This is a genomic window from Streptomyces sp. CA-294286, from assembly GCF_050947155.1.
Classification (GTDB): domain Bacteria; phylum Actinomycetota; class Actinomycetes; order Streptomycetales; family Streptomycetaceae; genus Streptomyces.
The window spans coordinates 5,897,353-5,918,652 of the sequence record NZ_CP192005.1 but is presented as its reverse complement, the minus strand read 5'-3'; the positions used below and the strand labels follow the sequence as shown (position 1 = coordinate 5,918,652).

The 21,300-nt window shown below is 71.8% G+C and carries 20 protein-coding genes; 8 read left to right on the top strand and 12 right to left on the bottom strand.

Translation table 11 applies throughout. The features are described 5' to 3' along the window. Nucleotides 1–7: 7 nt before the first annotated feature. Nucleotides 8–1,036 carry an L-threonine 3-dehydrogenase gene (tdh, locus tag ACQPZG_RS30840; RefSeq protein WP_433548968.1) on the bottom strand — a complete coding sequence of 343 codons (1,029 nt, stop codon included), beginning with the start codon at nucleotides 1,034–1,036 and terminating at the stop codon, nucleotides 8–10. Nucleotides 1,037–1,405: 369 nt separating this feature from the next. Continuing rightward, on the bottom strand, nucleotides 1,406–2,860 hold the full coding sequence (locus ACQPZG_RS30835; RefSeq protein WP_433548967.1) for a dihydrolipoyl dehydrogenase family protein: 1,455 nt from the start codon (nucleotides 2,858–2,860) through the stop codon (nucleotides 1,406–1,408). Between the two features lie 126 nt (nucleotides 2,861–2,986). Between ACQPZG_RS30835 and trxA the strand changes: the two genes are divergently transcribed. Next, complete coding sequence (gene trxA, locus ACQPZG_RS30830) at nucleotides 2,987–3,379, top strand: thioredoxin (protein WP_433548966.1); 393 nt, start codon at nucleotides 2,987–2,989, stop codon at nucleotides 3,377–3,379. A gap of 272 nt (nucleotides 3,380–3,651) precedes the next feature. On the opposite strand, the gene ACQPZG_RS30825 is transcribed toward trxA, so the two are convergent. Further along, the gene (locus tag ACQPZG_RS30825; RefSeq protein WP_433548965.1) at nucleotides 3,652–4,848 is read right to left on the bottom strand and encodes a thiolase family protein; all 1,197 of its coding nucleotides are present in this window, start codon (nucleotides 4,846–4,848) and stop codon (nucleotides 3,652–3,654) included. 154 nt (nucleotides 4,849–5,002) lie between these two features. Beyond that, nucleotides 5,003–6,025, bottom strand: a complete 1,023-nt coding sequence (locus tag ACQPZG_RS30820; RefSeq protein ID WP_433548964.1) for a LacI family DNA-binding transcriptional regulator — start codon at nucleotides 6,023–6,025, stop codon at nucleotides 5,003–5,005. Nucleotides 6,026–6,222: 197 nt separating this feature from the next. Between ACQPZG_RS30820 and ACQPZG_RS30815 the strand changes: the two genes are divergently transcribed. Further along, complete coding sequence (locus ACQPZG_RS30815) at nucleotides 6,223–7,473, top strand: MFS transporter (RefSeq protein ID WP_433548963.1); 1,251 nt, start codon at nucleotides 6,223–6,225, stop codon at nucleotides 7,471–7,473. 191 nt (nucleotides 7,474–7,664) lie between these two features. After that, nucleotides 7,665–8,360, top strand: coding sequence for an alpha/beta fold hydrolase (locus ACQPZG_RS30810; protein ID WP_433548962.1), 696 nt, complete (start codon nucleotides 7,665–7,667; stop codon nucleotides 8,358–8,360). 150 nt (nucleotides 8,361–8,510) lie between these two features. On the opposite strand, the gene ACQPZG_RS30805 is transcribed toward ACQPZG_RS30810, so the two are convergent. The 7 genes from ACQPZG_RS30805 to ACQPZG_RS30775 form a co-directional block, all read right to left on the bottom strand. Beyond that, nucleotides 8,511–9,566 carry a glycosyl hydrolase family 18 protein gene (locus tag ACQPZG_RS30805; protein WP_433548961.1) on the bottom strand — a complete coding sequence of 352 codons (1,056 nt, stop codon included), beginning with the start codon at nucleotides 9,564–9,566 and terminating at the stop codon, nucleotides 8,511–8,513. A 402-nt stretch (nucleotides 9,567–9,968) separates the two neighbouring features. Then, nucleotides 9,969–10,595 carry a DUF305 domain-containing protein gene (locus ACQPZG_RS30800; RefSeq protein WP_433548960.1) on the bottom strand — a complete coding sequence of 209 codons (627 nt, stop codon included), beginning with the start codon at nucleotides 10,593–10,595 and terminating at the stop codon, nucleotides 9,969–9,971. Nucleotides 10,596–10,711: 116 nt separating this feature from the next. Next, complete coding sequence (locus ACQPZG_RS30795) at nucleotides 10,712–11,122, bottom strand: DUF6153 family protein (RefSeq protein WP_433548959.1); 411 nt, start codon at nucleotides 11,120–11,122, stop codon at nucleotides 10,712–10,714. Nucleotides 11,123–11,451: 329 nt separating this feature from the next. Continuing rightward, nucleotides 11,452–11,655, bottom strand: coding sequence for a hypothetical protein (locus ACQPZG_RS30790; protein WP_433548958.1), 204 nt, complete (start codon nucleotides 11,653–11,655; stop codon nucleotides 11,452–11,454). Between the two features lie 137 nt (nucleotides 11,656–11,792). Continuing rightward, the gene (locus tag ACQPZG_RS30785) at nucleotides 11,793–12,677 is read right to left on the bottom strand and encodes an alpha/beta fold hydrolase (protein ID WP_433548957.1); all 885 of its coding nucleotides are present in this window, start codon (nucleotides 12,675–12,677) and stop codon (nucleotides 11,793–11,795) included. Between the two features lie 592 nt (nucleotides 12,678–13,269). Then, nucleotides 13,270–13,815 carry a hypothetical protein gene (locus ACQPZG_RS30780; protein ID WP_433548956.1) on the bottom strand — a complete coding sequence of 182 codons (546 nt, stop codon included), beginning with the start codon at nucleotides 13,813–13,815 and terminating at the stop codon, nucleotides 13,270–13,272. 128 nt (nucleotides 13,816–13,943) lie between these two features. Beyond that, nucleotides 13,944–14,816, bottom strand: coding sequence for a helix-turn-helix domain-containing protein (locus ACQPZG_RS30775; RefSeq protein ID WP_433548955.1), 873 nt, complete (start codon nucleotides 14,814–14,816; stop codon nucleotides 13,944–13,946). Nucleotides 14,817–15,169: 353 nt separating this feature from the next. Between ACQPZG_RS30775 and ACQPZG_RS30770 the strand changes: the two genes are divergently transcribed. Further along, on the top strand, nucleotides 15,170–15,499 hold the full coding sequence (locus ACQPZG_RS30770) for a beta/gamma crystallin domain-containing protein (RefSeq protein WP_433548954.1): 330 nt from the start codon (nucleotides 15,170–15,172) through the stop codon (nucleotides 15,497–15,499). Nucleotides 15,500–15,556: 57 nt separating this feature from the next. Here the strand turns inward: ACQPZG_RS30770 and ACQPZG_RS30765 are convergent, their stop codons facing one another. After that, nucleotides 15,557–16,405, bottom strand: a complete 849-nt coding sequence (locus tag ACQPZG_RS30765) for a TIGR02452 family protein (RefSeq protein WP_433548953.1) — start codon at nucleotides 16,403–16,405, stop codon at nucleotides 15,557–15,559. Between the two features lie 261 nt (nucleotides 16,406–16,666). On the opposite strand from ACQPZG_RS30765, the gene egtA reads away from it, so the two are divergent. From egtA to egtD, 4 genes are read left to right on the top strand one after another with little or no spacing between them, the layout of a single operon-like run. Beyond that, nucleotides 16,667–18,184 carry an ergothioneine biosynthesis glutamate--cysteine ligase EgtA gene (egtA, locus tag ACQPZG_RS30760; protein WP_433548952.1) on the top strand — a complete coding sequence of 506 codons (1,518 nt, stop codon included), beginning with the start codon at nucleotides 16,667–16,669 and terminating at the stop codon, nucleotides 18,182–18,184. Next, the gene (egtB, locus tag ACQPZG_RS30755) at nucleotides 18,181–19,527 is read left to right on the top strand and encodes an ergothioneine biosynthesis protein EgtB (protein ID WP_433548951.1); all 1,347 of its coding nucleotides are present in this window, start codon (nucleotides 18,181–18,183) and stop codon (nucleotides 19,525–19,527) included. The genes egtA and egtB overlap by 4 nt, the downstream gene beginning before the upstream one ends. Beyond that, nucleotides 19,527–20,282 (top strand): ergothioneine biosynthesis protein EgtC, encoded by a 756-nt coding sequence (egtC, locus tag ACQPZG_RS30750; protein WP_433548950.1) that lies wholly within the window; start codon nucleotides 19,527–19,529, stop codon nucleotides 20,280–20,282. The genes egtB and egtC overlap by 1 nt, the downstream gene beginning before the upstream one ends. Continuing rightward, complete coding sequence (egtD, locus tag ACQPZG_RS30745) at nucleotides 20,279–21,241, top strand: L-histidine N(alpha)-methyltransferase (protein WP_433548949.1); 963 nt, start codon at nucleotides 20,279–20,281, stop codon at nucleotides 21,239–21,241. Before egtC ends, egtD begins: the two co-directional genes overlap by 4 nt. Nucleotides 21,242–21,300: the final 59 nt, after the last annotated feature.

The following is a 21,300-nucleotide window of genomic DNA, read 5'->3' as shown; positions in this document are numbered from 1 at the left end:
GGGGAGGTCAGACGGTCCAGTCGAGGATGATCTTGCCGCTGCGGGCGGTGGCGGCCTCGTCGAAGGCGGCTTGGAAGTCCTGGTAGCCGTAGCTGCCGGTGATGACGGGACGCAGGTCGAGTCCGGCCTCGATCAGGACGGTCATCGCGTACCAGGTCTCGTACATCTCGCGGCCGTAGATGCCCTTCACGGTGATCATCGACGTGACGATCCGGGACCAGTCGACGGCGAATTCCTCGGCGGGCAGGCCGAGCATGGCGATGCGGCCGCCGTGCGTCATGTTGTCGACCATGTCGCGCATGGCTTCGGGGCGGCCGGACATCTCCAGGCCGATGTCGAAGCCCTCCTTGAGGCCTAGCTTGGCCTGGGCCTCCTTGATGCTGCTCTCCGCGACGTTGACGGCGAGGGTCGCGCCGACCTGGCGGGCCAGCTCCAGGCGGGGCTCGCTGACGTCGGTGATGACGACGCTGCGGGCGCCCGCGTGCTTGGCGACGGCGGCGGCCATGATGCCGATCGGGCCCGCGCCGGTGATCAGGACGTCCTCGCCGACCAGCGGGAAGGACAGGGCGGTGTGCACGGCGTTGCCGAAGGGGTCGAAGATCGCCGCGACGTCGAGGTCGACCTCGGTGCGGTGCACCCACACGTTGGAGGCGGGCAGGGCGACGTACTCCGCGAAGGCGCCGTCCACGCCGACGCCGAGGCCGACGGTGGAGCGGCACAGGTGACGGCGCCCTGCCAGACAGTTGCGGCACTTGCCGCACACGAGGTGGCCCTCGCCGCTGACGACGTCCCCGACCTTGATGTCCTGGACGTCCGCGCCGATGCGCGCGACCTCACCGACGAACTCGTGGCCCAGCACCCGGGGCGTGGTGACGGCCTGCTGCGCCCAGCCGTCCCAGTTGCGGATGTGCAGGTCGGTGCCGCAGATGCCGGTGCGCAGCACCTTGATCAGCACGTCGCCCGGGCCGGTCTCGGGCTCGGGCACGTCCATGAGCCACAGCCCCGGCTCGGCCTTGTGCTTGACGAGTGCTCTCATGGCTGTGGCTCCAGGCGGTGTGGCGGTGACGGCAGCGCTTTCGTGGCAGCGCTGATCCGGGGCGGGGTTCGTGGTGATCGCTTGCGTGCACCAATCTGCCGATCCGGACGCGCCGCGTCCATCGAGGTTTTCTTAACCGGCCCCCAAGCCGAGCTTCATTCGCACACCAGCGCGCCCGGATTCCGCGCCCCTTCGGGCACGTCCGCCCCTCCGGCGGCGGACCGCGCCGCCGGGTCCCGCGTCGGCGTTCCTCCTCCGGGCTCGCGGACCGGGCCGGTGTCCCGGCGGGCCCCGCCCACGGCTGCGGCCCCGCGACGGGGCGGACACGCCTCGCGCCGTACCGCGCCTCCGCCCCGCCACGGCCCGCACTCAGCCGCGGTACGTCTCCAGCAGCCGCAGCCACACCTCGCTGATCGTCGGGTACGAGGGAACCGCGTGCCACAGCCGTGACAGGGGCACCTCGCCCACCACCGCCACCGTCGCGGAGTGCACCAGTTCGCTGACGGCGGGGCCGACGAAGGTGACGCCGAGGAGCGTCTCCGTGTCGAGGTCGACGACCATACGGGCGCGCCCCCGATAGCCGTCGGCGTACAGGCCCGCCCCGGCGACCGAGGCCATGTCGTAGTCGACGGCCCGCACCCGGCGGCCGGTGCGCTGCGCCTCGGCGAGGGTGAGGCCGACGGAGCCCGCCTCCGGGTCGGCGAAGACCACCTGGGGGACGGCGGCGTGGTCGGCGGTCGCCGCGTGCGCGCCCCAGGGCGTGTCGTCGACGGGACGCCCCAGGGCGCGCGCGCCGATCACGTCGCCCGCGAGTCGCGCCTGGTACTTGCCCTGGTGGGTGAGCAGCGCCCGGTGGTTGACGTCGCCCACCGCATACAGCCAGTCGCCCTCCACGTCCGTGACCCGGCAGCTGTCGTCGACGGACAGCCAGGACCCCGGCGTGAGTCCCACCGTGTCCAGACCGATGTCGTCGGTCCTGGGGGCGCGGCCCACCGCGAAGAGGATCTCGTCGGCCCGGAGCTGCTCGCCGCCCTCCAGGGTGACCGTCAGGCCCGTGTCGTCGCGGTCCACCGCCGCGACCGACGCTCCGGTGCGTACGGTCGCGCCCGCCTCTTCCAGGGCGGCGGCGACGTGCGCGCCCGCGAAGGGCTCCATCTTCGGCAGGAGCCCCTCTCCCCGCACGAGCACGGTCACCCGGGAGCCGAGCGCCTGCCAGGCGGTGGCCATCTCCACGCCCACCACTCCCCCGCCGACGACGACCAGCCGGCCGGGCGCCTCCTTCGCGCTGGTCGCCTCCCGGCTCGTCCACGGTGCGGCGTCCGCGACGCCGGGCAGGTCCGGGACGACCGCGCGGCTGCCGGTGCAGACAGCGACGGCGTGCCGGGCGGTGAGCGCCGTGCGCACGCCGTCGGGCGCGGTCACGGTGATCCGTCGGGGACCCGTCAGACGGCCGTGTCCGCGATGGATCGCCACGTCGATCGACTTCAGCCAGTCGGCCTGGCCGTCGTCCTGCCAGTTCGAGGTGTAGGAGTCGCGGTGGGCGAGGACCGCGGGGACGTCCAGCGGCCCCTGGACGGACTGTTCAAGTCCGGGGACGCGGCGGGCATCGGCCCGCGCGGTGACCGGCCGCAGCAGGGCCTTGCTGGGCATGCACGCCCAGTAGGAGCACTCCCCGCCGATCAGTTCGGACTCCACGATCGCCACGCTCAGCCCGGCCGCGCGCGCCCGGTCCGCGACGTTCTCCCCCACCGGACCGGCGCCCAGCACCACCACGTCGTACTCAAGGGTTCCGCGGTCCGTGCCTGTGTCTGTGTCGGATGTCATGAAAGACAGTCTGCTCGGTGGTGTGCGCCGGGACCACAGGGGAAGGGGCACCGACGGAATAGGGCGCCGCCGCACGCCGTTGTGCGGCATACGGCGACGCCCTGAATGACGGAAGAGGAGCACACCATGGCCACTGTCGAGCTGACCAAAGAGAACTTCGACAGCGTAGTGTCCGAGAACGACTTCGTCCTGATCGACTTCTGGGCGTCGTGGTGCGGCCCCTGCCGTCAGTTCGCGCCGGTCTACGAGGGCGCTTCCGACCGTCACGAGGACCTGGTCTTCGCCAAGGTCGACACGGAGGCGCAGCAGGAACTCGCGGCCGCCTTCGAGATCCAGTCGATCCCGACCCTGATGATCGTCCGGGAGAACGTCGCGGTGTTCGCCCAGCCGGGCGCTCTTCCGGAAGCCGCGCTCGAAGACATCATCGGCCAGGCCCGCAACCTGGACATGGACGAGGTGCGCAAGTCCATCGAGAAGGCGCAGGCCGAGGGCGCGGGCGGGCAGCAGGAGGCGGGCTGACCGCGCGTTCCTCCCCCGGCCTCGGGACGGGCGCCGCCCCACGGAGCTGCGCCCGTCCCGGCACGCGCTCATCCGTGCACACGTCGTCGTGACGCGCGTCCGTACGTGCGCTGCTCGTCCGTGTGCGGGGCCGCCGGGCGTCGCCACGGCCCGGTCGTCCCGACTACGGCGTGCGGCGTGCTGCCGGGGACCGGCGCGAACGCCTCGCCGTGACCCCGGACCGCTCGGCCGCCTCGACGAACCTGGTCCGCCCGCCCGGTGCCGCGGTCCTGTCAGCGTTCCAGGACCAGCGCGAGCCCCTGTCCGACACCGATGCACAGGGCGGCGATTCCGGTGCCCGAGCCCGCCGCCGCGAGCTGGTGCGCGACCGCTCCGGCCAGGCGCGCCCCGGAGGCGCCCAGCGGGTGCCCGAGCGCGAGTGCGCCTCCGCGCGGGTTGACCACGGCCGGGTCCAGCTCGGGCCATTCGGCGAGGCAGCCGAGGGACTGCGCGGCGAACGCCTCGTTCAGCTCGAAGACCGTGAGGTCGGCGAAGGTACGGCCCGCCTTGTCGAGTGCCCGGCCGACCGCCTCGACCGGTCCGAGGCCGAAGAGCTGGGGTTCGACGCCGGTGACGGCGGAGGCGCGGATCCGGGCGAGCGGCTCGCGGCCGGTGGCGCGCAGTCCGGCGTCGTCGACGAGCAGCAGGGCCGCCGCCCCGTCGTTGAGGGGAGAGGAGTTGCCCGCGGTGACCGTGCCCGTTCCTTCGGTGCGGAAGACCGGCTTGAGCCGCGCCAGGGTCTCGATCGTCGAGGCTTCCCGGATGCACTCGTCACGCAGCATGGCCACGCCCTCGTACGGCACGACCTCGGCGTCGTAGTGCCCCGCGGCCCAGGCCGCCGCCGCCTTGTGGTGGCTGGCGAGGGCGAAGGCGTCCTGTTCCGCACGGCCGATCTTGTGCTTGTCGGCGACCTGTTCGGCGCCCTCGCCCAGCGCGACGGTCCACTCGGCGGGCATCGCGGGGTTGGTCATCCGCCAGCCGAGGGTCGTCGAGTGGAGCTGCTGGTGTCCGGCGGGGAAGGCCCGTTCGGGCTTCTGGAGGACCCAGGGGGCGCGGGACATCGACTCGACGCCGCCGGCGACCGCCACGGACGCGTCGCCGAGCGCGATCGCGCGGGCGGCCTGGATCACGGCCTCCAGACCCGATCCGCAGAGCCTGTTGACCGTCACGCCCGGCACGGTCACCGGGAGTCCGGCGAGCAGCACCGCCATGCGGGCCACGTCCCGGTTGTCCTCCCCGGCCCCGTTGGCGTCGCCGAAGTACACGTCGTCGATGCGCGCGGGGTCGAGTTCCGGGGATCGCCCGACCAGCTCCCGCACCACGTGTGCGGCGAGGTCGTCCGGCCGTACGCCCGACAGCGCGCCGCCGAACTTGCCGATCGGCGTGCGGACGGCGTCGACGACGTAGACGTCACGGATGCTCGCGGGCATCGCCACTCTCCTGGGGTTCAAGGGCGTTCGGACCGGGCTCCCGCCGGCGGCACCGACCCCCCTTGATCGCCCGCGTCCGAGTCTGTGGCGCGTCCCGTCGGCTGTCAACGGCGGACGGGACACGCGCTCCCACACTGGGACGCGGCACAACGGGTCAGCTGGACTCGCGCGGCACCGCGTACGCGCCCATCAGGCCGCTGTCCTCCACCTCGTCCGACGGATGCCGCACGAGCCGGTCGACGAGGTCCGCGAGGTACTGGCCGGGCGGCAGCTCCAGTTGCACCGTGCTGAGGCGGGGGCGCAGGAGCTTGCCCATGAGGAGGTTGTCGGCGCCCATGACGCCGGTGTCGCCCGGCACGTCGACGCCGGCGTCCTGGAGCGCCCTCATGAGGAGCTGGGCGTACTCGTCGTTGTACGCGAACACCGCGTCCAGCCCGAGATCGCGCCAGCGGGCCGCCAGCGCGGCGGCCGACTCCTCGTCGTACCGCATGGCCAGCGGCTCGACGGTGGCCCCGGCGTCGGTGACCGCCCTGCGCAGGCCCGCCAGCCGCGGCTTGGAGAAGATCTCCAGACCGGGTTCCTCCGGTACGACGGCGCCGATCCTGCGGTGTCCGCGCTCCAGGAGGTGGCCGGCGGCGGCGATGCCGACCTCGCGCTGGTCCATCACCAACGAGTGCGCGCCCTCGACGCGTTGCGCGCCCAGGGTGACCACCGCCTTCGCCCCCGACCTCTTGAGGAGCTGCACACCGCGCGGGTTGAGGGTGATCTCGCCGAGCGAGACGACGGCCACCGGCCGCAGTTCGGCCCAGGCGCGGGCCGCCTCGTCAGCGGTGAGACCGAGGCTGCCGTACTGCACGACCGTGTAGTCGAGGTCGCGCAGCGCCCAGTGCAGTTCGTTGAAGAACTGACCGTAGAGCGGCCCGACAGGAATGTGCGCGGTCGGCAGCAGGACCATGCGGGTGTGCCCGGCACGCAGGCTGCGCGCTGCCGCGTGCGGCACGTAACCGAGTTCCTCGGCCGCCTCACGGACCCGCCGACGGGTCGGCTCGCTGATCCGTACGGCCGAGGTGTTGTTCAGCACGTAGGACACGGTGGCGCGCGAAACTCCGGCCAGGCGTGCGACATCGGTGCTGGTGGGGACGGTCTGGTCGGCTGGCTTCTTCGGTGTCTGGCTCATCGCGTTCGGCATCTTTCCAGACGCGTGCCGCACGGGGTCTGGCGGTTGGCCGGAATTCGGTGCTACAAAGCATTACACGCGTCAGTGACACGTGTCACCTCACCGCTCGCACCCTGCGCGGCGACCTCCCTCGGGAAGCCCCGGCGGGAATCCTCCGTCATCCCCACAGCCTCTTCACTCCACCCCTGGAGGGCAGCGTGGCCCTTTCCTCCCCCGGTACCGGCGCGGCGGTCGGCACCGGCTCCGCCGAGACGCACCACCCGACCCGAGCGCTGTTGCCGCTGCTGCTCGTCGGCAACACCGTCATGTACGCGCTCTACATCGGCGTACCCGGCTTCGTGATGGCCCTTCAGGTCGCGCACATCGACCCGGCGAACAAGGTCGGCAACATGACCGTCGTCTCCGGCGTCTCGGCGATCTTCGCCACGCTCTTCAACCCGATCGCGGGCGCCCTGTCCGACCGGTCCGGACGCCGCAACCCGTGGATCCTCGGCGGCGGCATCGGCGCCCTCGGGGTGATGGCCCTGCTGGGCAGCGTCAACACCGTGCTGCTGGTGACGATCGTCTGGTGCCTGGGCCAGGCCGCGATGAACTTCTACCAGGCGGCCCTGACGTCGGTCGTTCCGGACCGCGTTCCGCTCGCCTCGCGCGGCAGGGCCTCCGCCGCCGTCGGGCTGGGCATCCCCCTCGGCTCCACCATCGGCGCACTGATCGGTGCCGCGTTCTCCGACAACTACCGCACCGGATACCTGGTGTTCGGGGCGATGGTGGCCGCGGCCGCCGTCCTGTTCACCGGCTGTGCCCGTGAGGAGCGTCGTCCCGGCAAGGGCCCGCTGCCCGTGAAGCGGCAGATCGCCTCCTTCGCGAGCGCCCTGGCGCACCACGACTTCCGCTGGGCGTTCATCGGCCGTGCACTGCTCGTCCTCGGCTACTTCGCGGTCCTCGGCTTCCAGCTGTACATCCTCCAGGACCATACGAGCCTGCCTGCGGGCCTGGAGCCGCCGGTGGCCGCGGCGATCCTGACCATGGTCAACGCGGCCGCCTCGGTGATCTCCACGGTTCTCGGCGGCTGGCTGTCCGACAAGTACGACCGCCGCAAGCTGTTCGTGGGCGTCTCGGCACTGCTGGCCGCCGTCGCGATGGTCTTCCCGGCGGTCTCGACGAGTTGGACCGCCATGCTGCTCTTCGGCGCCGTCAACGGCCTGGGCTTCGGCTGCTACATGGCCGTGGACACCGCCCTGGTGACGATGGTGCTGCCGAAGTCCGAGGACGCCGCCCGCGACATGGGCATCCTCAACGTCGCCAACGCGGGGCCGCAGATCGCCGCCCCGTTCATCGCCGGACTCGTCGTCCAGGCCAGCGGCGGCTACACCGCGCTCTTCCTGGTCGCGGCGGCCCTCTCGCTGCTGGGCGCCCTCGCGGTGCGTCCCATCCGCACAGTCCGCTGAACCTCCCGGACAGTCCCCCGGACAGTCCGCTGAACCGCCCCGCCCGCCTCCCGCGCCCACCGCCCGGCCGGACCCGGCACCGGGCCGGCAGGCAGAATCGGGGCCGTTCCCGCGGGATCCACGGGCCGGGCCACCACTTGTGCCGCGGGGCGACTCCGCTGTCCTCACGCACCGTCGAGAAAGGCACCGTCGTGCAGCTGAACACCCACACCTGGGGAGAGGGCGATCGCGTCGCCCTCCTGATCCACGGAATAATGTCCGACCACCGCGCCTGGCGGACCGTCGGCCCCGCACTGGCCGACAAGGGCTACCGCGTCATCGCCGTCGACCTGCGCGGCCACGGTCTCAGCGGGCGCGGCGACACGTACACGCCGGACGCCTTCGCGGACGACCTCGTGGAGACCCTGCCGACGGACGCCGAACTCGCCGTCGGGCACTCGTTGGGCGGGCTCACGCTCTCTCTCGCCGTGGACCGGCTGCGCCCGAAGCGCGCCGTGTACTCCGACCCGGCCTGGCACCTGGAACTGCCCGGAGGATTCGGCCCCGAGGTCTTCGCCGAGTTCAAGTCGGTCCGCCGGGCGCACATCGCGGCGATGAACCCGCGCTGGGACGCGGAGGACGTCGATGTGGAGGTGGCGACGCTGGCGCTCTGGGACGAGGCTTCCGCGCTCGGCCTGGCCGCGCTCGGGGGCCGCGACCTGCTCCCCAGGAAGGCGGTCGTGCCGTCCCTGGTGCAGTTGGCCGACCCGAGCCTGATCATCAACGAGGAGCGGGCCGCGCTGCTGCGCGAACGCGGCTTCGAGGTCCGGACGGTCAGAGGTGCGGGCCACACCATCCAGCGCGACGACTTCGACGGATTCATGTCGTCGCTGGATGGCTGGATCTGATCCGTGCGCCGAGCGGCAGGTTCCCCGCGGAGGGGGCCGACCGCTCTGTCAGTACCTCTCTGACAGGACATACGGACAACGCGCACGCCTTCGCCTGCATCCATGTCCTGACATGAGGTTGATCTGACATGAGATTGACCTGACATGCGGTCAGCCCCGTGCCAGCACCCCCCAGAGTGCCGGGTCCTCGAAGCCCAGTGCCCACAAGCCGGTCTGGCTGATCCCGTGCTTGCGCAGCACGGGCAGGTGCGCGGCGACACCGCGGGCGTCCTGGTACCAGACGGTGCGCTTGCGCCCCTGGGGGTCCGTGTACGAGAAGTGGGGCGAGCCGGACTCCGCGTCCAGGCGGTACGGAGCGCCGGTACGTGTGCGCAGTGCCTCCGCCTCCTTCCAGGTGACGTGCTTGGTCGCGCCGCCCGTCGTCCAGTCCCACCCGTACGCGGGGAGCGCCATCTCGATCTTGTCGCGCGGGATGAGGGCGGTGGCGCGGGTGAGGATCCGGTCGTACCACTGCGGGGTGGCGAGCGGCCCCGGCCTGCCGCCCTCCCAGTGCAGGTTGTACGCCACGATGCGCACCCGGTCGGCGGCCCGGCCGAGTGCCGGGTAGTCCCAGATGCGTCCGCTGCCGTCGGTCTGCGGGGTGACGGCGACCGCGCACGTCTTGCGGGCGGCGTGCAACGCCGTGCACAGGTCGGTGACGAGGGCGGCGTAGCCGGCGCGTACCGCCTTGTACCGGGTGTCGCCGGTGGGAGCGAGGGTCTCGTAGTCGAGTTCCAGCCCGTCGTAGTCGCCCCGTCCGGCGACGGCCAGCAGTGCGCGGACGTGGGTGGCGCGACGGTCGGGGTCGGTGACGATCGCGTCGAGGGCCCCGGCCGGGAGCGTTTCCATGACGGTCGGGACGACCTTGACGCCGGCCCGGTGGAGGCCGTCGACGATGCTCTTCTTCTCGGCGCTGTAGTGCGGGTCGATCCGGTCGGCGGCCTTGGCCTGGTACCAGAACGGGCTGACGGTGTGGAGCTGGTCGGCGTGCGCGAGCGCGTCGCGGTAGGCGGTCTCCTGGTCCCAGTACGGCAGCCAGGCGGAGACGGTACGGGGCGGCGGCGCCTGGGTCCCGGCAGCCGCGGAGGGTGCCCCGACGGGTGAGGGGGGAGCCACTGGGGCGAGGAGTCCGCCGGCGGTCAGCAGGGCGAGCAGCGTGGCTTTCATGGATCGAGCCTCCGCGTGCGGCGGGACGGGCGCGCTGTGGAGTGGGCCGGTCGGCCGCACGGTCGTGCCGCCTCGCCTCCCGCGCCCGACCCGGCCGCCGGCCGGCTCGCGCTGCGGCGCGTGGTCCGGGTCGCGTCGTGCGCACCGATGCACGCCCGGCCAACGCACCGGCGCTTCGCTGACGGCGTCACCGTGCTTCGCGGACCGCGCGCCCGGTGCTCCGGCGGTGGAGCACGCAGGCGTCGCGATCGCCTCCCGACGGCGGTTCGTCGGCCGTACGAGACCCCTGCCCGGCATCCGCGGCCCGACTGTCGGTGTCGATGTCGAGCCGCACGCGACCGAGGGGCGGGTGCGCCGGGCGTCGAGCGCCGGCGCACCCCCCACACCTCTCTGCCAGTCGGGTCAGTTCCTGCCGAGCAGGTTGTTCATCCTGGTGATCTCGGCGGTCTGTGCAGTGATGATGGCGTCGGCCATGGCCTTGGCGTCAGGGAAGGCACCGTCGGTCTTCTCCGTCTTCGCCATCGCCACGGCACCCTCATGGTGCTTGATCATCATGTCCATGAAGGCGGTGTCGAACGCCTTGCCCGAGGCTGCCTTCAGCGTGTCCATGTCCTCCGCCGTCATCATCCCTGCCATGCCGTGCGCGGAGTGGTCCATCGCTCCGTCGGCGGGAACGCGCTCTCCCCAGGAGGTCAGCCAGCCCGTCAGCGTCCTGATCTCCGGGTCCTGTGCCTTCTTGATCTCGGCGGCGAGCTTCTTGACGTCGGCGGACTCCGCGCGGCCCGGAGCGAGGTCGGCCATCTCCACGGCCTGACGGTGGTGCGGGATCATCCCTTTGGCGAACGCGACGTCAGCTGTGTTGTGCCTCCCCTTCGCTGCCGGAGCCGAGGCGGTGGGCGACTTCGAGGCGTGACCGTCGTGCCCGGCCGGGCTGTCGCTGTTGGAGCCGCAGGCGGCGACGACGAGGGCGGCCGTGGTCGCGGCCACGACAGCGGAGGCGCGACGGACGAGGGAACGGTGGTTGTTCATGGTGAAACGACTCCTTGATGCGCCGCCCGAGCGGGCGGGCGCCGATACGGAATGAGGACGTGCCGGGGCACGGCGTCCCTCGCCGGCCGGGCGAGAGGGCGCCGTGCGGGCGGGTCCTATATCCGCAGGAGCTGCAGTTCGGAGAGGTCGGGCGGCGCCCGACCGTTGCCGGGCGTCCCCACCGCGCCGGCGGGCTGCGCCAGGGGGGCGGGGGCCGTATCGAGGGCGGCAGCCAGGACGGGGGGCGCGTAGGCGGCGCCGATACCGGCCGCCACGCACGCGGCGTCCGCGTGGTCCACGTGCCCCTGTCCGCCATCGGTGTGCGCGCAGCTGCCCGCTGCCTGCTGGGCGGCTTCCTCGTGGACCGTCGCCATGACGTGGCCACCGGTAGCGGCCGACGCCTTCGCGGGGGCGAGTCCCGGCCCCAGGCCGTGCATCGCCAGCACACCGGCCAGCACTGCCAGCACCAGCAGCACAAGAGCGCGCCCGACGGGGCGGCGGCTCGACGGCTGCATCGTGCTGGTCATCCGGTCATCGTAGGTCCTGCCACCCGTACGGATGCACTCGCCGCCCGCCGGCCCCCGTGCTCGCCGCAGGATGCGGCACCTCGCCACGGTCGGCGCGTCGGTCTCCCTCGGCACGGACACCGTTCACGCCTGTCCGGACCCTGTGCGTCCTCCGTGTGCCCGTGCCTCGCCGACGGCTGCTTCTTCGCCGCCGCCTGCAGGAACGGCGGACTGCGGGGTGGGCCCGGACAGGCGTGAACGGCCCGGTCCTGGGCCGGGGCAGGTCGTGGAGAGAAGCAGGAGGGGCCCGCCACCGTGACGGTGGCGGGCCCCTCCGGGAAACGTCTGGGTCAGGCCGCGAGGGCCCACGTCACGACATAGTCCATGTCGGAGGCCGGGCGACCGTCGCACGCAGCACAGGCCGGGGCGTGCGCGGCACACGTGGTGCACGACGGGGTCTGCTGCTGGGGTTTGTTCTTGAAGACCGTCCAGCAGACGGCGATGTAGGCGGGGCCCGTCGTAATCACCGCAACGGCGATTTCAGTGAGGTCCATCGGTCTCACCTCCCAGTGCTCCTTGTCGCGTTCCGCTGACCGTAAGGGAGAGTAGGGCCGCTGAGAAGAGCCATTCCGGCACGCATGATCCAGCCACACCACGGCCCCGGGCACCCGTACCACCGCTGCCCCCGGTCTTACGGGGCCGACGACCAACCTCGGATCGCGGCGACGAACTCCTCCGGTGCGTCGGACTCCACGTACAGGCCGGCACCTTCGACGATCACGGTGGTGTGCTCGGAGAAAATCGCTTCTTGGCGTTCGCGCTCCCGAGGACGAAAACCGATTTGGGCATTTCCCCAGATGATCAGCGTCGGCAGGCGGTCGAGGTCGGCGAGCCCGGCCTCGATCTCGGTGAAGAAACCCCGGCTGGCGAGGAGGCGGCCGGGGAGTACGGCGGAGGCGCGACGCCGCGCGGGGGTGTCCAGTGCGCGGCGGTAGTGGGTCATCTCGACTGCTGTCGGCTTCCGCCTTCGGTGACCCATGGGGATGAAGGCGTTGACGACGAGGTTGAGCCGCCGCGTAAGGAAGCGGACGGGAGGCCCGCCGACGATACGGGCGAAGGCCTCGAAGTAGGGGTCCCCGTTGACCGGCCAGGCCCAGGCGTTGGCGAGTACCAACCGATCGAAGACGCCTGGCCGACGCTGCGCGGCGGCCAGGCCGATCGGTCCGCCCCAGTCCTGTCCGACCAGAGTGACCTCGGCCAGTCCGAGCGAGTCGACGAAAGCGGTGACGATGTCCGCGTGTTCCTCGGGCAGGAAACGATAGCCGGACCTCGGTGTCGAAAGCCCGAAACCCGGAAAGTCGAGCGCGAGGCACCGGAAGTCGTCGCGCAACACGCGGATCACGTCGCGCCAGAGGAACGACCAGGTCGGGTTGCCGTGCAGAAACAGCAGCGTGGGACCCGCCCCCTCGTCGACGTAGTGCACGCTGTGGCCGTCGATGTCCAGGAAGCGGCTCTCGAACGGGAAGAGGTCGTCGTCGACCCAGGCGGGTCGCACGCCCTTGCCGGCTTGGGCCACCACTGCCCCCTTGTCCGATGTGTGGCGAGAGTACCGGGTCCGGCTGCCCGCCAGGGGCAGCGACAGGGGTGAAGAGCTTGTACCAGGAGGCAGGGGTGCCCCTGCGCCCGTCGAGCACTTCCCGTTGCACTGCACCGGCACGGGCGTCCAGGTGATCAACAACGCGACCAGGGCCTGCCATGGCAAGCAGCCGCCGGACAGCAACAGTGTCCGCCGCACCCACCTGACCGGGTGCACCGGCAGCCCTCCCGGCAGTGGGCGCCCTGCCGCTCACCGCTTCAACGCCTCGGGAAGCGGGGAGCGCGGCGCCCCAGGGCCGGGCTCCGCACTCGAGCGCGTCACGGGTCAGTCGCCCGCGACCCGCACTTCCTTGCGGAGATCCGCGGCGATCCTGGCGGCTTCGTCCATGGAGTATTCACCGGTGGGCCTGCGGGGAGTCACCACACCGATGGTGCTGTGGTCGGCCCAGACACACATGACGCCTGCCCGGGTGTGCCCAGGCAGGGCGGGGGGCCGACGGTGGGGGCGGGGCCACGGAGAGGTGGCGGGGGCCGGAGCGAACACCGGCGGGCCCCGTCACCGCTGCCCCGTATCAGGAGGCCACCCGCTCTCCCGTCGGCTCGGCCACCACTACCTGGACGTGGGACGGGGCGTACTTGCGTGCCTTGGTGAGCATCTTGTCCAGCTGGAACTTGTCACGCTGCACGGCCACGTGCAGTGGCGCCGGCATCGCCGGATGTGCCGGCCGGACCCCCGTACCGGCCGGCACCGTCGCCCCCTGGCGCAGTCGAACACCGATGAGCACGTGCTCATCGCTCTCGGGCGTCGCCACGACGAACTGCGTGACGTCGTTCCAGGGCAGCAGCACATCGGCGACCCGTACGCCGACTGCGTCGAACTGGAACAGGATGCGACGTGAGTCGAACCAGGACGAGATGAACGGGATCGCCGCGACGATCACCACGCCGCCCTTCATGTCGAGTGCCCACCCGAGCAGCAGAGCGAGCGCCACCACGCCCAGGATCGAGCCCCACAGACCGGCCAGGTCCTGGGGCGAGAACGGGCGCGTCACCTTGTACCGCTCCCACCGGCCTCGGCGTGCGGGCTGATTGCCCGACCTCGGATTCGGCACCGACATGCGTATCCCCTTGGTGTGACTGTGCGGAACGACTGCGTACTCTCCAGGGACCTTAGAGAGGACACGGGCGGCATTGCTTGGACAAATTTGATCTCATTGCCCGACGTCGGCCGCGCGAGTCCCGCCGCTCACAGTTCGTGAGCGCCCTCCACACGGCGGGCGTTCGCCAGTCCGGCAGGAGTGATGTCGGCCAGCGCGCGGAACTCCCGGTTGAGGTGGGCCTGGTCGTAGAAGCCGCAGGCGGCCGCCAGTTGTCTGAGGTCCGTCCCCCCGCGGGACAACAGTTCCACCGACCGGTGGAAGCGCAGCACCCTGGCAGTCGTCTTGGGCGTCAACCCGACCTGATGAGTGAAGCGACGGACCAAGTGGGCGTGGCTCCAGCCGACTTCGGCGGCGACGCGGGCCACCGGGGTCGTACCCGCCGACCGCGTGAGCAGCCGCCAGGCATGCGCGACCTCGGGCGAAGGATCGGGACCGCGGTCCAGCCGGGTCAGCAACGCGGCGTCCAGCAGGTCGAACCGCTGCGTCCAGTCACGGGTGGCCGACATCCGCTCCACCAACTCGTCCGCCCCTGGCCCGAGGACGTCCCGCAGTTCGAACACGCCGTTCGTCAACTCCCGCATGGGCAGGGCGAAGAGCCGGTACGCGCCGAGTGGGGTCAGTTCGAGTCGTATCGCCTCCTGGCCACCGGGGTGATCGCACACCCGCGGCCCGTCTTCGAGCCCCGCGACCAGCGACCCGACCACACGTACGGCGGGGCCCGTCTCCTTCAGCCGGAACACCTGGGCGAACGGCTCCCCGAGATTGATCACTACGACGGCGCGTCCCGTGGGGACCAGCCGCACCCGGTACGACGTCGTCGCATCCACCCGGTATCCGTCGTAGCTGTGCACGTAGGGCCGCAGCTCTCGCGGCCAGGGCCGGGTCACCCGCAGCCGGTCGCTGAACCGGGTCGTCACCGCTCCCGGACCGGCCGCGCCTCCGTGGCCAACTCCCGTCACACCGTGTCCCTTTCCTCTGTGGGACTGCCCTTCGTCGCAGCAGTCCCCGTTACTGCGGAGGCGGGCATGATGACACGCTTGCCCGAACGACGGGGCCTGGCGGGCATTGCGGGATGCGCGCCGGAACGCCTTGACGGGCCGTGAGGGCTCCGGAGCCGAGCGCCGGGACGCGGTGCGGCAAGAATCCGCTGACCGAACGACGCCGACGGTTCCACCCCTGGCACGACCACGGGGCGAAGGGCCCGGACATCCGTTGCCGCCCACAGGTGAACCGGGGAGCCACCCGCTTCGTTCAGCAGACCGAACCGTGTTGCTCAACAACACCGCCACATCGCGGAAGGAAGACTCCACCCATGAAGCGCACCCTCTCCCGGCTCGGTCTCGTCCTGGCAGTGGGAGCCGTCTCGGCTCTCGTGTCCGTCTCCCCGGCTGCCGCGGCCAACCAGACGGCCTGCGGCGACCGTACGGACCTGGTCAAGGTCTGGTACGACGGCGGCCGTACCGCCTGCTTCGCCAACGCGGGCGTCATGGCCCCGGGGCTCCCCCACGTTTCGCGCGTCACCTCGGGCAACAACAACATCGAGATACTCCTCGGCGATCACGTGCGCGTCCTGCCCAAGTGGTCGGCCATTCGCGACGTGGAGGGGCTGAACGCGACGCTGCACATCCTGCAAATCCGCTGATCCGCCGATCCGCACATCCACTGATCCGCACATCCACTGATCCGCTGATCCGGACTGTCAGCCCGCCTGGGGCAGCGGGCCGGAGGGGAAGGCCTTGCGAAAGGCCGTGAGCGTCGGGCCTTCCGCCGTGCGGTCCAGTACGGCGAAGGTCACCCGGTCGAAGTGCCCGGCGAACCGTCCGCCCTCGGCCAGCAGGCTCCTGAACGCCTCCGCCACCACGGCAGGTTCGTTCTGGAAGACGCCGCAGCCCCAGGCCCCGAGGACGAGCCGCCGGTAGCCGCAGACCGACGCCACCTCCAGCACCCGCTGCGCCCGACCGGCGAGCACGGCCGGAATGCGGTGCGCCTCCTGCGGCGTGTTCCGTCGGATCACGCCCGCGTTGGGCGCGGGCGAGGTGAGGAAGCCGACCCGGTAGGGGGCGGGGAGCAACTGCCCCCGGTCGTCGCGGAAGACCGGCACCCCGGGGGCGTGAATGACCCGGTCGGTGTAGAACACGTCGCGTTCCGCCCGGTGGTGGGCGTAGAACTCCGGGACGCGCAGCAGGCAGGCGTACAGCGCCGAGGCGCGGCACAGGGCTTCCTCCTGGGCCTGTGCGCCGTTGAGATAGCCGCCGCCCGGGTTGCGGGCCGAGGCGAAGACGAGGACGGCGACCGGATCCGGGGCCTCATGGGTCAGTCGCCGGGCCGCCTGCGTGCTGCTCTCGCCGGTGACCTCGAAGACGGTGGCACGGCCGGCTGCCGGGGTACCCGGAACCGGGACCGGTGCCGGGCCGTGCAGCCGGGTTCCGGCCAGTGCCGCTGCCAGGTCCCCGGCGATGGATGTGTTTCGGCCGTCGGGGCCCGTGTATCGCCCGGCCGCGACGACGGCTTCCGTTTCTCGCGCGATCCCGCGCAGACGTGCGCTCACCTGGCTGATCCTCCGCGAGGCGGGCACGCAGGGCAAAGGGATTTCGTACGTGCCCGTGGCGGCGGACCCGACCGAAAGGGGCCTCTTGTGCGAGGCACGGACAGTCGGTTGGGTGGTCTGCTGTGCCCCGGTCCGATCCGCCGGAGCGCACGGGCAACGGACAGGAGCGGGCGCCACGCACCACGGACACGCACGGCAGGCAGCGTCCGCGGTCGCCATCCAGGTCTTCGACAGTTCGACGTTCGACGGGAGGAACAGGCCATGCCCAGTGTGGAGTTCACCGAAGGCGGTCCACCGATCACCGAGACCGAGGCGGCGGACCTGCTGCGATGCATCTGTTTCAAGACGGGCCCGCCCAAAACGATCGGTGTGGAACTCGAATGGCTCGTCCACGACGCGAACGAGCCGCACCTGCCCCTCTCCCCCGACCGCCTCGCCGCCGCCCACGCCGCCACCCGCGCCCTGCCGCTGAGGTCGGCCCTCACCGTCGAACCCGGCGGCCAGTTGGAGCTCAGCTCGCTGCCCGCCCCCTCCCTGGCCCAGTGCCTCGCCTCCGTCTCCGCCGATCTGGCCGCCGTACGCGGCGCGCTGCGCCCACGGGGACTCGTCCTCGCGGGATTCGGCCAGGACCCCTGGCAGCCCCCGCGGCGATTCCTGCGTGAGCCGCGTTACGACGCCATGGAGCGCTATCTCGACCGCGCGGGCCCTTCTGGCCGGGCCATGATGTGCACCTCGGCGTCGATCCAGGTATGCGTGGACGCCGGGCACGACGAGCCGGGGCCGCTGGGACTCGGCCGGCGCTGGCTGCTGGCGCATCTGCTGGGCGCGGTCCTTGTCGCCGCGTTCGCCAACTCGCCGTACGCGCAGGGACGTCGGACGACCCACCGCTCGCACCGGCAGACCCTCTGGGCAGGAATCGAGCGGGCCCGCACGCTCGCCCCGCGGCCCGGTGCCGAGCCTCGCGGCGCTTGGGCCGAGCGGGTCCTGGACGCTCCGGTGATGTGCGTACGCGGCGACCGCGGTGCGGCGTGGGAGGTGCCGGACGGGCTGACGTTCCGGGAGTGGACGCACCGCCGGACACCGCGCGCCCCGAACCGGTCCGACCTCGCCTACCACCTCACCACCCTCTTCCCGCCGGTGCGACCACAGGGGCACCTGGAGCTGCGGATGATCGACGCGCAGCCGGGAGAGGACGGCTGGATGGTGCCGCTGGCGGTGACTGCGGCACTGTTCGACGACCCGCAGGCCGCGGAGATCGCCTATCGCGCAGTCAAACCCCTTGCGGAGATCGCCGGTGCGCGTGCGGCTCCGCACAATCCGCTGTGGGAGACCGCGGCCCGTGACGGTCTCAGCGACCCGGATCTGCACGCCGCCGCCGTCACCTGCTTCGCCGCGGCTCTCGAAGCCCTTCCGCGGCTCGGGGCGCCGGAACCGGTCCGGGACGCGGTGACGGCGTACGCGGAGAGGTACGTGGCCCGGGGGCGGTGCCCTGCTGACGACCTGCTCGACGCCGGCCTTCACCGCGGGCCGAACAACGCCCCCGACCCCGGTCGGCACACCGGCCTCGACTTCGGCTCCAGCTCCAGCTCCAGCTCCAGCTCCAGCTCCAGCCTCGACCCCGGCTCCGACTCCGGCTCGGGCCTCGATACCGACCCCGGCTCCGGGCCCGGCCACGACCCCGACTCCACCTCCGGCCTCGACCTCGGCTCCAGCCGGCCTGCGCAGCCCGTGTCCTCCCCCGGCACAGCCCTCGACCCCGTGAAGGACCCTCGTCCATGACTCACCCCTTCCAGCCCCCGGAGGTCGACTCCGAGGGGCTTCGCAAGCGCGCCGTCGAGGCGCTGACCACCGCACGGGCCCGCACCGAACTCCTCACCTCCTGCGTCGACGACGGCGAACTGGTCTCGCAGCACTCGCCGTTAATGTCCCCACTGGTGTGGGACCTCGCGCACATCGGCAACCAGGAGGAGCAGTGGCTCCTGCGGAATGTCGCCGGGCGGCAGGCGATGCGCCCGGAGATCGACTCCGTGTACGACGCCTTCGAGCACCCGCGCGCCGAGCGCCCGACGCTCCCGCTGCTCGCGCCGGCCGAAGCCCGCGCCTACGCCGCCGAGGTGCGCGGGCGGGCCCTGGACGTCCTGGAGCACAGCGCACTGGACGGCGGCGGACCGCTCGTGGGGGCCGCCTTCGCCTTCGGGATGATCGCGCAGCACGAGCAGCAGCACGACGAGACCATGCTGATCACCCATCAGCTGCGGCGCGGTCCGGCGGCACTGCACGCTCCCCCTCCCCCGCCCGTCCCCGCTCACGCTGCCCCGACCGCTGCGGAGGTCCTGGTTCCTGGAGGGCCTTTCACCATGGGGACGTCCGTGGAGCCCTGGGCCCTGGACAACGAGCGTCCCGCCCACGCCACGTTCGTCCCTGCGTTCCTGCTCGACACCGTGCCGGTGAGCAACGCGGCCTATCTGCGCTTCATCGAGGACGGCGGCTACCGTGAGTCCCGGTGGTGGGCGCCGTCGGGCTGGCAGATGGTCCGTGCCCACGATCTGGGCGCACCGTTGTTCTGGCGCCGCGAGGGCGGGCAGTGGGTGCGGCGGCACTTCGGGGTGACGGAGCCCGTGCCCCTCGACGAGCCCGTTCTGCACGTGAGTTGGTACGAGGCGGACGCGTACGCGCGGTGGGCGGGACGGCGGCTTCCTTCGGAGGCCGAGTGGGAGAAGGCGGCCCGCTTCGACCCGGTGTCGGGGCGCTCGATGCGCTTTCCGTGGGGCGATGCCGATCCGACCCCGGAGCGCGCCAACCTCGGTCAGCGGCACCTGCGTCCGGCTCCTGCGGGAGCATACCCGGACGGTGAATCGCCTCTGGGTGTACGTCAGTTGTTGGGAGACGTGTGGGAGTGGACGTCGAGCGACTTCCTGCCGTATCCGGGATTCGCCCCGTTCCCGTACCGCGAGTACTCGGAAGTCTTCTTCGGCCCCGCGCACAAGGTGCTGCGCGGCGGTTCCTTCGCGGTGGACGCGGTGGCGTGCCGGGGCACCTTCCGCAACTGGGACCTGCCGGTGCGCAGGCAGATCTTCGCCGGCTTCCGGACGGCCCGTGACGCGGCGGAAGAGGAGCGCTGATGTGCCGTCATCTTGCCTTTCTCGGCGTCGAGTCGGCCCTCCGCGAGGTGGTGGTCGACCCCGCCCACGGGCTGTACCGGCAGGCCTGGGCGCCCCGGATGCAGAAGTACGGGACGGTCAACGCGGACGGTTTCGGCGTCGGCTGGTACGCCGACGGCGACCCCGCACCCGCCCGGTACCGGCGTACGGGACCCATGTGGGCGGACGCGAACTTCGCCGACCTCGCGCGTGTCGTCCGTACCGGGGCGCTGCTCGCGGCGGTGCGCGACGCGACCGAGGCCGGTGCGGACGGCGAAGCGGCGGCGGCCCCGTTCGGCTGGGGCCCCTACCTGTTCAGTCACAACGGCGCACTCGGCAACTGGCCGGGGTCCGTGGCGCAGCTGGCGTCCGGACTGCCTCCCGCCGAGCTGCTGGCCCTGGAGGCGCGCTGCGACTCGGCACTGGTGTGGGCACTGCTCCTGCACCGGCTGCGGAACGGTGAGGAGATGGGCCGGGCGCTCACCGCAACCGTGCGGGAGGTCGCTGCCGCCGCACCCGACTCCCGGCTGAACCTGCTGCTCACCGACGGCCGCACGGTCGCGGCGTCCGCCTGGGGCGACACCCTGTGGTACCTGGCCGAGCCGGGCCGGCGCACCGTGGTCGCCTCCGAACCGTACGACGACGGCCCGCATTGGACCGAGGTACCCGACCGCTGTCTGCTCGTCGCCACCCGCACCGATGTCCTGCTGACCCCGTTCGAGGAGCCGACCACGTGAGCTCTTTCCGCCTCACCCGCACCCTGCCCGTCGACGCGACCGGCGCCGACCTGCGCGCCGACGTCCGCCAGGGACTGGGGCACAACCCCAAGTCGCTCCCGCCGAAGTGGTTCTACGACGCCCGTGGCAGCGAACTGTTCGAGGAGATCACCCGCCTGCCCGAGTACTACCCGACGCGCGCGGAACGCGAGATCCTGCACGACCGTGCCGGGGAGATCGCCGCTGCCTGCGGCGCGCGGACGCTCGTCGAGCTGGGCTCGGGTTCCTCGGAGAAGACCCGCATCCTCCTGGACGCCCTCCCCGGCCTGCACAGCTATCTGCCGGTGGACGTCAGCGAGAGCGCCCTGACCCTCGCCGCCGGGGCACTGCTCGCCGAGCGTCCCTCGCTGTCCGTGCACGCCCTGATCGCCGACTTCACGCGGGGGCTCGCCCTGCCGGACACGCCGGGTCCGCGGCTGGTGGCGTTCCTGGGCGGGACGCTGGGCAATCTGCTGCCCGGCGAGCGGAACGTGTTCCTGAAGTCCGTACGGTCGCTGCTCCGCGCGGACGACTGTCTGCTGCTGGGCACCGACCTGGTGAAGGACGAGGCCACGCTGGTGGCCGCGTACGACGACGCGGCGGGGGTGACCGCCACCTTCAACAAGAACGTGCTGAACGTCCTCAACCGTGAGCTGGACGCGGACTTCGACCCGGACGACTTCGCCCACGTCGCCCGCTGGGACCGCGAGCACGAGTGGATCGAGATGCGGCTGCGGGCGCGCTCCGCACTGACCGTGAAGGTGCGGGAACTGGACCTCGCGGTGACTTTCGAGAAGGACGAGGAGTTGCGTACCGAGGTCTCCGCGAAGTTCCGCGAGCAAGGGGTACGGGAGGAACTGGGCGCTGCGGGGATGGAGTTGAGCCACTGGTGGACGGACCGTGCGGGGCGTTTCGCGCTGTCGCTGTCCATCATGGCGTAGACGCCGGGGCGCGGCCCCGCGCGGACCTCCCCGCGCGGGGCCTGCCGTGTCCCGGGATG

Excerpts from the sequence above, each read along its gene's own strand:
- ACQPZG_RS30790 (WP_433548958.1), bottom strand. The coding sequence starts at position 11,655 with ATGGACCTCACTGAAATCGCCGTTGCGGTGATTACGACGGGCCCCGCC.
- ACQPZG_RS30805 (WP_433548961.1), bottom strand. The coding sequence starts at position 9,566 with ATGAAAGCCACGCTGCTCGCCCTGCTGACCGCCGGCGGACTCCTCGCC.
- egtC (WP_433548950.1), top strand. The coding sequence starts at position 19,527 with ATGTGCCGTCATCTTGCCTTTCTCGGCGTCGAGTCGGCCCTCCGCGAG.
- ACQPZG_RS30800 (WP_433548960.1), bottom strand. The coding sequence starts at position 10,595 with ATGAACAACCACCGTTCCCTCGTCCGTCGCGCCTCCGCTGTCGTGGCC.
- egtA (WP_433548952.1), top strand. The coding sequence starts at position 16,667 with ATGCCCAGTGTGGAGTTCACCGAAGGCGGTCCACCGATCACCGAGACC.
- ACQPZG_RS30795 (WP_433548959.1), bottom strand. The coding sequence starts at position 11,122 with ATGACCAGCACGATGCAGCCGTCGAGCCGCCGCCCCGTCGGGCGCGCT.
- trxA (WP_433548966.1), top strand. The coding sequence starts at position 2,987 with ATGGCCACTGTCGAGCTGACCAAAGAGAACTTCGACAGCGTAGTGTCC.
- ACQPZG_RS30770 (WP_433548954.1), top strand. The coding sequence starts at position 15,170 with ATGAAGCGCACCCTCTCCCGGCTCGGTCTCGTCCTGGCAGTGGGAGCC.
- egtB (WP_433548951.1), top strand. The coding sequence starts at position 18,181 with ATGACTCACCCCTTCCAGCCCCCGGAGGTCGACTCCGAGGGGCTTCGC.
- ACQPZG_RS30780 (WP_433548956.1), bottom strand. The coding sequence starts at position 13,815 with ATGTCGGTGCCGAATCCGAGGTCGGGCAATCAGCCCGCACGCCGAGGC.
- tdh (WP_433548968.1), bottom strand. The coding sequence starts at position 1,036 with ATGAGAGCACTCGTCAAGCACAAGGCCGAGCCGGGGCTGTGGCTCATG.
- ACQPZG_RS30835 (WP_433548967.1), bottom strand. The coding sequence starts at position 2,860 with ATGACATCCGACACAGACACAGGCACGGACCGCGGAACCCTTGAGTAC.
- ACQPZG_RS30825 (WP_433548965.1), bottom strand. The coding sequence starts at position 4,848 with ATGCCCGCGAGCATCCGTGACGTCTACGTCGTCGACGCCGTCCGCACG.
- ACQPZG_RS30820 (WP_433548964.1), bottom strand. The coding sequence starts at position 6,025 with ATGAGCCAGACACCGAAGAAGCCAGCCGACCAGACCGTCCCCACCAGC.